The 12,617-nt window shown below is 66.2% G+C and carries 8 protein-coding genes; 5 read left to right on the top strand and 3 right to left on the bottom strand.

Going from position 1 to position 12,617, the window contains the following annotated elements:
* Nucleotides 1–59: 59 nt before the first annotated feature.
* Complete coding sequence (locus WS61_RS06495) at nucleotides 60–785, bottom strand: OmpW family protein (RefSeq protein WP_059499754.1); 726 nt, start codon at nucleotides 783–785, stop codon at nucleotides 60–62.
* Between the two features lie 193 nt (nucleotides 786–978).
* Between WS61_RS06495 and WS61_RS06490 the strand changes: the two genes are divergently transcribed.
* The 3 genes from WS61_RS06490 (at nucleotide 979) to WS61_RS06480 (ending at nucleotide 8,236) form a co-directional block, all read left to right on the top strand.
* Complete coding sequence (locus WS61_RS06490; protein WP_027783329.1) at nucleotides 979–1,692, top strand: transposase; 714 nt, start codon at nucleotides 979–981, stop codon at nucleotides 1,690–1,692.
* 288 nt (nucleotides 1,693–1,980) lie between these two features.
* The gene (locus tag WS61_RS06485) at nucleotides 1,981–6,684 is read left to right on the top strand and encodes a glutamate synthase-related protein (RefSeq protein ID WP_059499753.1); all 4,704 of its coding nucleotides are present in this window, start codon (nucleotides 1,981–1,983) and stop codon (nucleotides 6,682–6,684) included.
* An 85-nt stretch (nucleotides 6,685–6,769) separates the two neighbouring features.
* The gene (locus tag WS61_RS06480; RefSeq protein ID WP_034209758.1) at nucleotides 6,770–8,236 is read left to right on the top strand and encodes a glutamate synthase subunit beta; all 1,467 of its coding nucleotides are present in this window, start codon (nucleotides 6,770–6,772) and stop codon (nucleotides 8,234–8,236) included.
* Between the two features lie 60 nt (nucleotides 8,237–8,296).
* Here the strand turns inward: WS61_RS06480 and WS61_RS06475 are convergent, their stop codons facing one another.
* Nucleotides 8,297–8,695 carry a hypothetical protein gene (locus WS61_RS06475; protein WP_059499752.1) on the bottom strand — a complete coding sequence of 133 codons (399 nt, stop codon included), beginning with the start codon at nucleotides 8,693–8,695 and terminating at the stop codon, nucleotides 8,297–8,299.
* 369 nt (nucleotides 8,696–9,064) lie between these two features.
* Here WS61_RS06475 and WS61_RS06470 point away from each other — a divergent pair, with 369 nt between their 5' ends.
* Together WS61_RS06470 and thpR are read left to right on the top strand one after the other, a co-directional pair.
* Entirely contained in the window at nucleotides 9,065–10,555 is a 1,491-nt protein-coding gene (locus tag WS61_RS06470; RefSeq protein ID WP_059499751.1) for a sodium:alanine symporter family protein, read from the top strand.
* Complete coding sequence (gene thpR / locus WS61_RS06465; RefSeq protein ID WP_059499750.1) at nucleotides 10,552–11,118, top strand: RNA 2',3'-cyclic phosphodiesterase; 567 nt, start codon at nucleotides 10,552–10,554, stop codon at nucleotides 11,116–11,118. Before WS61_RS06470 ends, thpR begins: the two co-directional genes overlap by 4 nt.
* A 108-nt stretch (nucleotides 11,119–11,226) precedes the next feature.
* Here the strand turns inward: thpR and WS61_RS06460 are convergent, their stop codons facing one another.
* Nucleotides 11,227–12,600, bottom strand: coding sequence for a D-amino acid dehydrogenase (locus WS61_RS06460; protein WP_059499749.1), 1,374 nt, complete (start codon nucleotides 12,598–12,600; stop codon nucleotides 11,227–11,229).
* Nucleotides 12,601–12,617: the final 17 nt, after the last annotated feature.

Genomic DNA, 12,617 nt, shown 5'->3' with positions numbered 1-12,617 from the left:
ACGAAAAATCCGCTACAAATTGCAGCAGAATTAACCATTCCCCAAATATTCGACTACGCTTAGAAACGGTAGCCGACGTTCAGGTACGTGACGATCGGGTTCAGCGAGATGTGGGCCTTCGACGTTTCCGTCAGCGTCCCGACCGGCGTGCGGCGGGCCGTCGTGAAGGTCGCGGTCACGCTGACGGGGATGTACGAGAGCGACAGGCCCGCGAACCAGTGTTTCGTGAAGTTGTACGTGAAGCCGGCGTTGAAGACGGGCGCCCACTGATTGCTCGTCGTGGCGCTGGTCGGGCCGCCGAGCACGCCGTTCTCGAACGCGCCGTTGGTGATCTTGGCGCCGGTGAACCAGACGTACGTCGCGCCGACGCCGACATACGGACGGAACTTCGCATTGGCGTCGTTGAAGTGGTAGCGAAGCAATACGGCAGGACTCCACTGGTACGCGCGGCCGAGTACGCCGAATCTTTCGAACTGACCCTTGCCGGTAATGTCGAACTTCGGCGGTATCCCCATCACGAGCTCGGTGGAGATATGGTCGGTGATGAAGTAGCCCGTTGCGAGCCCGAGCGTGTCGGCGTCGTTGATACCGGCGCCGGTGTTGGGAATCGACTGGTTGATGGGCGTGCCGCCTACGCCGTAGACGAACAGCGGGTCGCTGCTGTCCTGCGGCGAAAGGTGGAACCAGCCGGTGCTGACGTAAAAATCGCCTGCGGATTGTGCATGTGCCGTACCGCCCGCGAATGCGAGCGCTACGGCCCCCGTAATGGCCAGTTTTCGTTTCATTGTGTCTCCTCCGATCAAAGGCGTGCTCATTATGACGACTGCGTTTAAAACCAAACAAGCTCGTAAGTTAGAGTTTTCTCCCTAGGATTCGCACGACCGTACGCTTACGCGCGCCGCAGGGACGGGCATTCTACGCAGGTGCGCAATTTCGGACCTCCGGGTATTTCCTAACGCGTTCAAACGGACATTCAGCATGGCACGGTTAGCACGACTCTACGTTCCCGACCAGCCGCAGCACGTGATACTGCGCGGCCTGGATCAGCAACCCGCGTTCGTCGACGACCAGGACTACGAACTCTTCATCGATTGCCTGAAGGCCGCCGCACGCGATCATCACCTGTCGGTGCATGCCTACGTGCTGCTGCCGCGCCAGGTGCAACTTCTCGTGACGCCGAGCGACGAGGCGAGTCTGCCGAAGGCGATGCAAGCCGTCGGCCGTCGCTACGTCGCGCATTTCAACCGGCGCTATTCGCGGCGCGGCACCCTGTGGGAAGGCCGCTATCGCGCGACGGTGATCGAAGGCGAGCGCTATTTCCTGCTCGCGAGCCGCGTGGTCGAGATGAGCCCGGTGCGCTCGCAGCTCGTCGCGACGCCCGAGGCCTATCGGTGGTCGAGCTACCGGCATCACGTCGGGCTCACCGTCGACAGCCTGATCACCGACCATCCGCTCTACTGGGCGCTCGGCAATACGCCGTTCGACCGCCAGCGCGCGTACAAGGAGCTGTGCGAGCAACCGCTCGACGAGCGGCAGGCCGACCAGTTGCAGCAGGCGACGCTGAAAGGCTGGGTGCTCGGCGGCGAGAATTACCGCGAGTGGGCGGCGCGTACCGCGAACCGGCGCGTGTCGCCGTTGCCGCGCGGGCGCCCCAGAAAGGTGCGCGAGAACACGCCGCCGATCCAGCAATAAGGCCGGAAAGGCGGGCCAGAAGCGGCGCTGCGGGCGCCGCTTCTTTTTGCACCAAAACGATACGGCCCCAATAAAACGGCACCACATCAAGGCATTCGTTTAATTGGGGTTCGATCAAGCGGTTTTTGTTGCTATTCCCTTGATTCGTCGCGTATATTCCGAATTCCGGTGGCCCGGGCGCAGCCTGCCCAACCACTGTCGGCCGCGCCGTCTCCCGTCGGGAGCGGGATCGACGGCAACAAGAAAACGGTTCAACGGCCTCCAGGCCCCCTTTACGACGGTGTCCCCATGAACGACCACCAGCAGCCGCTCGCCGCGGTGCCCGCCGCACAAGGTCTGTACGACCCGCAAAACGAACACGACGCCTGCGGCGTCGGCTTCGTCGCTCACATCAAGGGCAAGAAGAGCCACGAGATCATTCAGCAGGGTCTGAAGATTCTCGAGAACCTCGATCACCGCGGCGCGGTCGGCGCCGATCCGCTGATGGGCGACGGCGCGGGCATCCTGATCCAGATTCCGGACGCGTTCTATCGCGAGGAAATGGCGAAGCAGGGCGTGAATCTGCCGCCGGCCGGCGAATACGGGGTCGGGATGATCTTCCTGCCGAAGGAGAACGCATCGCGTCTCGCGTGCGAGCAGGAGCTCGAGCGTACGGTGAAGGCCGAAGGCCAGGTCGTGCTCGGCTGGCGCGACGTGCCGGTCGACCATGCGATGCCGATCTCGCCGACGGTGAAGGCGAGCGAGCCGCTGATCCGCCAGATCTTCATCGGCCGCGGCAAGGACATCATGGTGACGGACGCGCTCGAGCGGAAGCTGTACGTGATCCGCAAGACGGCGAGCCACCGCATCCAGGCGCTGAAGCTCAAGCACGGCAAGGAATACTTCGTGCCGTCGATGTCGGCGCGCACGGTCGTCTACAAGGGGCTGCTGCTCGCGGGCCAGGTCGGCGTGTATTACCGCGACCTGCAGGATCCGCGCGTCGTGTCGGCGCTCGCGCTCGTGCACCAGCGCTTCTCGACCAACACGTTCCCGGCGTGGGAGCTGGCTCACCCGTACCGGATGATCGCGCACAACGGCGAGATCAACACCGTGAAGGGCAACGTGAACTGGCTGAACGCGCGTACCGGCGCGATCGCGTCGCACGTGCTCGCCGACGATCTGCCGAAGCTGTGGCCGCTGATCTACCCGGGCCAGTCGGATACCGCCTCGTTCGACAACTGTCTCGAACTGCTGGTGATGGCCGGCTACCCGCTCGTGCACGCGGTGATGATGATGATCCCGGAAGCGTGGGAACAGCACACGCTGATGGACGAGAACCGCCGCGCGTTCTATGAATACCACGCCGCGATGATGGAGCCGTGGGACGGCCCGGCCGCGATCGCGTTCACCGACGGCCGCCAGATCGGCGCGACGCTCGACCGTAACGGCCTGCGCCCCGCGCGCTACATCGTGACCGACGACGACCTCGTCATCATGGCGTCGGAAGCCGGCACGCTGCCGATCCCCGAATCGAAGATCGTCAAGAAGTGGCGTCTGCAGCCGGGCAAGATGTTCCTGATCGACATGGAGCACGGCCGCATCATCGACGACAAGGAGCTCAAGGACAACCTCGCGAACGCGAAGCCGTACAAGAGCTGGATCGACGCGGTGCGCATCAAGCTCGACGAGATCGAGCCGAAGGCCGAGGAAGTCGCGGCCGGCCGCACGCAGGGCGCCGCGCTGCTCGATCGCCAGCAGGCGTTCGGCTATACGCAGGAAGACCTGAAGTTCCTGATGGCGCCGATGGCGCAGCAGGGCGAAGAGGCCGTCGGCTCGATGGGCAACGACTCGCCGCTCGCGGTGATGTCGAACAAGAACAAGACGCTCTATCACTACTTCAAGCAGCTGTTCGCACAAGTCACCAACCCGCCGATCGACCCGATCCGCGAGAACATGGTGATGTCGCTCGTGTCGTTCATCGGCCCGAAGCCGAACCTGCTCGACACGAACAACATCAACCCGCCGATGCGTCTCGAAGTGTCGCAGCCGGTGCTCGACTTCAAGGACATCGCGAAGATCCGCGCGATCGACCAGTACACGGGCGGCAAGTTCAGCGCGTACGAGCTGAACATCTGCTACCCGGTGGCGTGGGGCAAGGAGGGCATCGAGGCGCGCCTCGCGTCGCTGTGCGCCGAAGCCGTCGACGCGGTGAAGTCGGGCTACAACATCCTGATCGTGTCGGACCGCAAGACCGACGCCGAGCACGTCGCGATTCCGGCGCTGCTCGCCACGTCGGCGATCCACACGCACCTCGTCCAGCAAGGGCTGCGCACGAGCACGGGCCTCGTCGTCGAGACGGGCTCCGCGCGCGAGACGCACCACTTCGCGCTGCTCGCGGGCTACGGCGCGGAAGCCGTGCACCCGTACCTCGCGATGGAAACGCTCGCGAAGATGGCGGAAGGCCTGCCGGGCGACCTGTCGCCGGAGAAGGCCATCTACAACTTCACGAAGGCGGTCGGCAAGGGCCTGCAGAAGGTGATGTCGAAGATGGGCATCTCGACGTACATGTCGTACACCGGCGCACAGATCTTCGAAGCGCTCGGCCTGTCGAGCGACCTCGTCGAGAAGTACTTCAAGGGCACGGCGTCGAAGGTCGGCGGCATCGGCCTGTTCGAAGTCGCGGAAGAAGCGATCCGCCTGCACCGCGACGCGTTCGGCGACAGTCCGGTCCTGCGCGACATGCTCGACGCGGGCGGCGAGTACGCGTATCGCGTGCGCGGCGAAGACCACATGTGGACGCCGGATTCGATCGCGAAGCTGCAGCACGCGACGCGCAGCAACTCGTACCAGACGTACAAGGAATACGCGCACCTGATCAACGACCAGACCAAGCGTCACATGACGTTCCGCGGCCTGTTCGAGTTCAAGGTCGAGCCGACCAAGGCGATCCCGATCGACGACGTCGAGCCGGCGAAGGAGATCGTCAAGCGCTTCGCGACGGGCGCGATGTCGCTCGGTTCGATCAGCACCGAAGCGCACGCGACGCTCGCGGTCGCGATGAACCGGATCGGCGGCAAGTCGAACACCGGCGAAGGCGGCGAGGACCAGAAGCGCTACCGCAACGAACTGCGCGGCATTCCGATCAAGTCGGGCGAGACGCTGAAGTCGGTGATCGGCGACGAGATCGTCAGCGACATTCCGCTGAAGGACGGCGACTCGCTGCGCTCGAAGATCAAGCAGGTCGCGTCGGGCCGCTTCGGCGTCACCGCCGAGTACCTCGCATCGGCCGACCAGATCCAGATCAAGATGGCGCAGGGCGCGAAGCCGGGCGAAGGCGGCCAGCTGCCGGGCCACAAGGTGTCCGACTACATCGGCAAGCTGCGTTACTCGGTGCCGGGCGTCGGCCTGATCTCGCCGCCGCCGCACCACGACATCTACTCGATCGAGGATCTGGCGCAGCTGATCCACGACCTGAAGAACGTGAACCCGGTGGCGAGCATCTCGGTGAAGCTCGTGTCGGAAGTGGGCGTGGGCACGGTCGCGGCCGGTGTCGCGAAGGCGAAGGCCGACCACGTCGTGATCGCCGGCCATGACGGCGGCACGGGCGCGTCGCCGCTGTCGTCGGTGAAGCATGCGGGCACGCCGTGGGAACTCGGCCTCGCCGAAACGCAGCAGACGCTGGTGCTGAACCGCCTGCGCGGCCGTATCCGCGTGCAGGCCGACGGCCAGATGAAGACCGGCCGCGACGTCGTGATCGGCGCGCTGCTCGGCGCGGACGAATTCGGCTTCGCGACGGCGCCGCTCGTCGTCGAGGGCTGCATCATGATGCGCAAGTGCCACCTGAACACGTGCCCGGTCGGCGTCGCGACGCAGGATCCGGTGCTGCGTGCGAAGTTCAAGGGCCAGCCCGAGCACGTCGTGAACTACTTCTTCTTCGTCGCCGAGGAAGTGCGCGAGATCATGGCGCAGCTCGGCATCGCGAAGTTCGACGACCTGATCGGCCGCGCCGACCTGCTCGATACGCGCAAGGGCATCGAGCACTGGAAGGCGAAGGGCCTCGACTTCTCGCGCGTGTTCTACCAGCCGGAAGAATGCGAGGACGTCGCACGGCGTCACGTCGACGCGCAGGATCACGGCCTCGAGCGCGCGCTCGACCACGTGCTGATCGAAAAGGCGAAGGCCGCGATCGAGAACGGCGAGCATGTGTCGTTCATCCAGCCGGTGCGCAACGTGAACCGGACGGTCGGCGCGATGCTGTCGGGCGTGATCGCGAAGAAGCACGGCCACGACGGTCTGGCCGACGACGCGGTGCACATCCAGCTGAAGGGCACGGCCGGCCAGAGCTTCGGCGCGTTCCTCGCGAAGGGCGTGACGCTCGACCTCGTCGGCGACGGCAACGACTACGTCGGCAAGGGCCTGTCGGGCGGCCGGATCATCATCCGTCCGACCAACGACTTCCGCGGCAAGTCCGAAGAAAACATCATCTGCGGCAACACGGTGATGTACGGCGCGATCGAAGGCGAAGCCTTCTTCCGCGGCGTCGCGGGCGAGCGCTTCTGCGTGCGTAACTCGGGCGCGACGGCGGTCGTCGAAGGCACGGGCGACCACGGTTGCGAATACATGACGGGCGGCACGGTCGTCGTGCTCGGCGAGACCGGGCGCAACTTCGCGGCCGGCATGTCGGGCGGCATCGCGTACATCTACGATCCGGAAGGCACGTTCGCGGCGAAGTGCAACAAGTCGATGGTCGCGCTCGATCCGGTGCTGCAGCAGGCCGAACAGGAGCGCACGGTCGACCGCGCGCTCTGGCACGAAGGCACGACCGACGAAGCGCTGCTCAAGGGGCTCGTCGAGCGTCATTTCCAGTTCACGGGTTCGCCGCGTGCGAAGTCGCTGCTGGAAAACTGGGACGCGGCGCGCCGCCAGTTCGTGAAGGTGTTCCCGCACGAATACAAGCGCGCGCTGGGCGAGATCGGTGCGAAGAAGGCGGCGAAGGAAGTGCTGGCCGCCTGAGCGACGAACGACATAGCGAATGCCGCGCGCGCCTGACGGCCGCGCGCGGCTCCCCCACCCGATACACCGAACAGAAGAGCACCTTATGGGCAAGGCAACCGGTTTTCTGGAGTTCGAACGCCGCCACGAGGCGTACGAAGCACCGCTCACGCGCGTGAAGCACTACAAGGAATTCGTCGCGGCGCTGACCGACGCGGACGCGAAGATCCAGGGCGCGCGCTGCATGGATTGCGGCATCCCGTTCTGCAACAACGGCTGCCCGGTCAACAACATCATTCCGGACTTCAACGATCTCGTTTACCGCCAGGACTGGCAGCAGGCGATCGAAGTCCTGCATTCGACCAACAACTTCCCCGAGTTCACGGGCCGCATCTGCCCGGCGCCGTGCGAGGCGGCCTGCACGCTCGGGATCAACGACGACCCGGTCGGCATCAAGTCGATCGAGCACGCGATCATCGACAAGGCCTGGGCGGAAGGCTGGGTGAAGCCGCTGCCGGCCGAGCACAAGACCGGCAAGAAGGTCGCGATCGTCGGTTCGGGCCCCGCGGGCCTCGCCGCCGCGCAGCAGCTCGCGCGGGCCGGCCACGACGTGACGGTGTTCGAGAAGAACGACCGCATCGGCGGCCTGCTGCGTTACGGGATCCCCGATTTCAAGCTCGAGAAGTGGCTGATCGACCGGCGCATGCGCCAGATGGAAGCGGAAGGCGTGACGTTCCGCACGAGCGTGTTCATCGGCAAGGATCCGCTGCCCGAGTCGATCGGCAGCCTCGCGAAGGAAACCATTTCGCCGGACACGCTGAAGGAAGAATTCGATGCAGTCGTGATCGCCGGCGGTTCGGAAACGCCGCGCGACCTGCCGGTGCCGGGCCGCGAGCTCGCGGGCGTTCATTTCGCGATGGACTTCCTGCCGCAGCAGAATCGCGTGAACGCCGGCGACAAGCTGGTCGACCAACTGCTCGCGAAGGGCAAGCACGTGATCGTGATCGGCGGCGGCGATACGGGTTCGGACTGCGTCGGCACGTCGAACCGTCACGGCGCGAAGCAGGTCACGCAGTTCGAACTGCTGCCGCAGCCGCCGGAAGAGGAGAACAAGCCGCTCGTGTGGCCGTACTGGCCGATCAAGCTGCGCACGTCGTCGTCGCACGAGGAAGGCTGCGAGCGCGACTGGGCGGTCGCGACGAAGCGTCTCGAAGGCAAGAACGGCAAGGTCGAGAAGCTGATCGCGGTGCGCGTCGAGTGGAAGGACGGCAAGATGCAGGAAGTGCCGGGTTCCGAGTTCGAAATGAAGGCCGATCTCGTGCTGCTGGCGATGGGCTTCACGCAGCCGGCCGCGCCGGTGCTCGACGCATTCGGCGTCGCGAAGGATGCGCGCGGCAACGCGCGTGCGGCGACCGAAGGCGATCGTTCGTACTACACGTCGGTCGACAAGGTGTTCGCGGCAGGCGACATGCGGCGCGGCCAGTCGCTCGTGGTGTGGGCGATCCGCGAAGGTCGCCAGTGCGCGCGCTCGGTCGATGCGTACCTGATGGGGCATTCGGAACTGCCGCGCTGAGCTGAATCGCGCAAGCGGGTTTCGACCAAAACCGGGCGCCCGAGAGGGTGCCCGGTTTTTTTATTTCCGAAGCGGTGGGCGATCATGCGCTTGTCCGGTCGGGGCGCCCAGCGGATCGACGGTTCGTCCGTAGCTTGCAAGCTGCTCGTTGCAGTCGATCATCGCGGTGTATCGGATTTCGTCGACGCGCAGCGGCAATTCCCACACACCCAGCTTCCACGCGTGATACTGCGGCGCGCCGTCGAACCGGATGCTGTCCGGTCGTATTCCATGCTCCTTGAGGAGGCGGATCTCGACCGTTTTTCGGAGCGTATCGACAGCCATGTCGGGGCAACTGCCTTCGGTCCGCTCATATCGGGAAGTCGCGACGACGAAAAATAGGAGCGCGTAGATGCAGATCGTTACGGTCACCACCCGGAGAACCAGCCGGAACCATCCGCGTACGATTCTGGAAATCATGCGCTCTCAATGCGGGATGAACAACGGGAGGGTAACCCCGGCAGCAGAATGCCCGGCGCCGGCGGAGGCGCTGCCAGCGCACCTGTCCCAAATCGCGTGTCGGGCCCGCGTGCCCGCAAGACATTGCGACGTCCGGATTTTCACGTCAGGCGCACGCGCCAGCCAACAGCCTGGACCGGAAGGGCCATCGCCTCGCTACCGCCGCATTTTCACGAAGCGTCGTCTAACCTGACGACATCCGGCCTTGATTTTTCATCATCTCAATTTCTTTCGTTTTGTAATAATCCTTGAAAACTGTCATATCATGTCGCCCCTCGGGCCGCGTTCGCGGTCGTCGCACATGACTGACGCTATTTACAAGGACTCTGGATGGAAGCATTCGTGCAAGGGCTGGTCGACGCCGTCAACGGCGTGTTGTGGAATTACGTGCTGATCGCACTGCTGCTCGGCGTGGGCATGTGGTTCACGCTGCGATTCCGGATGATCCAGCTGAAGGCGCTGTTCCTCAGCATCAAGCTGGTCGGCAGCAAGGGCGAACCGGGCAGCATTTCGTCGTTCCAGGCGTTCGCGACCGGGCTCGCGAGCCGCGTCGGCACCGGCAACATCGCCGGCGTCGCGGTCGCGCTGACGGTCGGCGGGCCGGGCGCGATCTTCTGGATGTGGATGACGGCGCTCGTCGGGATGTCGTCCGCGTTCGTCGAGGCCACGCTCGCGCAGATCTTCAAGGTGTCGCACGCGGACGGCAGCTATCGCGGCGGCCCCGCGTACTACATCCAGACGGGCCTGCGCTCGCGCGGCTTCGGCGTGCTGTTCTCGCTGTCGCTGATCCTCGCGTTCGGCTTCGTGTTCAACGCGGTGCAGGCCAATGCGATCGCCGATGCGTTCGACACGTCCTTCGGCTGGAGCCGCGCGAGCGTCGGTCTCGGTCTCGTGCTGCTGACCGCGCCGATCATCTTCGGCGGCATCCGCCGGATCGCGGCGGTCGCGCAGGTGATCGTGCCCGTGATGGCGATCGGTTATCTCGCGCTCGCGGTCTATGCGGTCGCGACGCATATCGCGCTGGTGCCGGGCGTGATCGCGCTGATCGTGAAAAGCGCGTTCGGCCTCGAGCAGGCGGCGGGCGGGCTGACGGGCTATGCCGTCAGCCAGGCGGTCGCGATGGGCGTGAAGCGCGGGCTGTTCTCGAACGAGGCCGGCATGGGCAGCGCGCCCAATGCGGCGGCGACCGCCAGCACGCGCCATCCGGTGGTGCAGGGGTTGATCCAGATGCTCGGCGTGTTCGTCGACACGATCGTGATCTGCAGTGCGACGGCCTTCGTGATCCTGCTGTCGGGCCAGTACGAGCTCGGTACCGGCATGGAAGGCGCGGCGCTCACGCAGCGCTCGATCGCGAGCCACGTCGGCGACTGGGGGGGCATCTACATGGCGTTCGCGATCTTCTTCTTCGCGTATTCGTCGGTGATCGGCAACTACGCGTATGCGGAAGGCAACGTCGAATTCATCACGAAGCGGCGCGGCGTGCTGCCGCTGTTCCGCGTCGCGGTGCTCGGCATGGTGATGTTCGGCAGCGTCGGGCAACTGCCGCTCGTGTGGGCGATGGCCGATACGAGCATGGGGCTGATGGCGATCATCAACCTGATCGCGATCCTCGCGCTCGGCAAGTACGCGCACGCCGCGTGGGCCGACTATCGCCGCCAGCGCGCGGCGGGTGTTACCGATCCGGTGTTCACGCGCAACACGATCCCCGAACTCGCGCGCGTGCTGCCGGGAGATGTGTGGGGCGAACACGGCCCGCTGCCGCAGCGTCCGGCGTCGGCCGATGCATCGAACGCGCCGCGGGCGGCCGTGAGCGAGTCATGAATGGAGACCGGCTCCGTGCGTTCGTCGCGCTGATGCCCGATACGGCGTCGCGCGACGCGCTGCACGCGTTGCCGGTCACCCGTGGCGCGCGGCGCACGCTGCTCGCGCAACTGCACATGACGCTCGCGTTCGTCGGCGCGATCGAGCGGGAACGGTGCGACGTGCTGGCCGCGCACCTGCCCGCGCTCGCGGCCGCGCATGCGTTGCCGTCGTTGCCGGTCGAGCGGATCGCGTGGTGGCCCAGCCTGCCGCGCGCGAGGCTGATCGTTGCGGAACTTGCGGCCGACGCCGCTTGCGTCGCGCTGAATGCGGGGCTCGCGGCGCTGCTGCGCGAACTCGGGGTGCCGGCCGATCGGCGGCCGTTCCGGCCGCACGTGACGCTCGCGCGGCTGCCGCACGACGCGGTCGGCCAGCCGGCGCACGGCGGTGCGGTGGGGCGTGCCGTCGCGCTGCGGTTCGACGCGCTCACGCTGTTCGAAAGCCGGTTGTCGCACGAAGGCGTGTCGCACCGGCCGATCGTGTCTGCGCCGATTGCGCGGGCGGACGACGCGGCGACGGGTTGAGCCGCCCCGGCGCGTCCGGCGAATCGTTGAGACCGGTCGCCCTCCCGATCGTTTCGGATGCAGACGTGCCGCTTTGCATCGTGCCGCGCACGTCGCCCGGCGTCCTGCCTAGCGCTCGTAGCGCGCGAGCGTCAGCCCCGACAAATCGATCTCCGGCTCCCGCCCCGTGACGAGATCCGCGAGCACCTTCCCCGATCCCATCGACATCGCCCAGCCGGTCGACCCGTGACCGACGTTCAGCCACAGTCCGTCGATGCGGCTCGCCCCCAGCAACGGCGGCCCGTCGGGCGTCATCGGGCGGCGGCCGACCCAGAAGCGGGCGGACGCGCGCTCGGCCGCGTGCGGGAACCAGTCGTCGAGCACCTTCATCAGCGTATCGAGCGCCTGCTGCCGCAGCGCCGCGTGCCGGCTGCCGAGTTCCGCGGTGCCCGCGACGCGCAGCGTCGGGCCGAAGCGCGTGATCGCCGTCTTCAGCGATTCGTCCATCAGCGCGGCGCGCGGCGCCTTTTCGTCGTCGACGACCGTGAGCGTCGCCGAGTAGCCTTTCACCGGATACAGCGGCACATCGATGCCATGCGGCCGCAGCAGGGCGGCACTGTCGACGCCGAGCGCGACCACGATCGCGTCGGCCGCAAGCAGCCCGTCGCGCGGCAGGGTTCCGGTCGACGCGGCGCGGTCCGGCGCCGGGCGGCTGGGCTGCCCCCCGTCACGCAAGCCGGTGCCCGCGCCTTCATCGCACGGCGCGCGGCCATCCGTTCCGGCCGCGCCTACCCGCACGCCGCGCACCTTGCCGCCCGCGACGTCGAGCGCATGAATCGCGGTGCGGAATCGGAACGTCACGCCGTTCGCTTCGCACAGCGCCCGCAGTTCGCGCGTGAAGCGCGCGCAATCGCCGGCTTCGTCGTCGGGCAGGTAGATGCCGCCGACGGGGGCCTGTCGCGCCCAGCGCAAGCCGGGCTCGATCGCGGTGCAGCCGGCGGCGTCGAGTTCGCGAAACGCGATGCCGGCGTCGCGCAGCACCTTCAGCGCCGGTTGCGCCATCTCGACGTCGAATGCGCCGCGCAGCAACTGCAGGTAGCCGCGGCTCGCACCATAGTCGAACGGATGACGGTCGCGAAACGCATGCAGGCACGCGCGGCTGTAATACGCGATGCGCTGCATCCGTTGCTTGTTCACGCGGAATCGCTCGAACTCGCATTCGCGTAGCCAGCGCGCGATCCAGCGCCACTGCGCGGCATCGAGCGTCGGCCGGAAGATCAGCGGCGACGCAGGCTTGAACAGGTATTTGAGGATCTTGCCGGGCATCCCCGGCGCGGCCCACGGCGTCACGTAGCCGGGCGCGATCACGCCCGCGTTGCCGAGGCTCGTCGCTTGCGCGACATCGGCCTCGCGTTCGATCACGGTGACGTCGCAGCCTGCTTCGCGCAGGTGCCAGGCAGTGGTGACGCCGATCACGCCGGCGCCGAGAACGATCACGTGCATGCGGGTTCCCGAACGGG

This window comes from Burkholderia sp. ABCPW 11, from assembly GCF_001523445.1.
Classification (GTDB): domain Bacteria; phylum Pseudomonadota; class Gammaproteobacteria; order Burkholderiales; family Burkholderiaceae; genus Burkholderia.
Note: the sequence above shows the minus strand (reverse complement) of the source record. Positions and strands in the feature narration are given on the sequence as shown.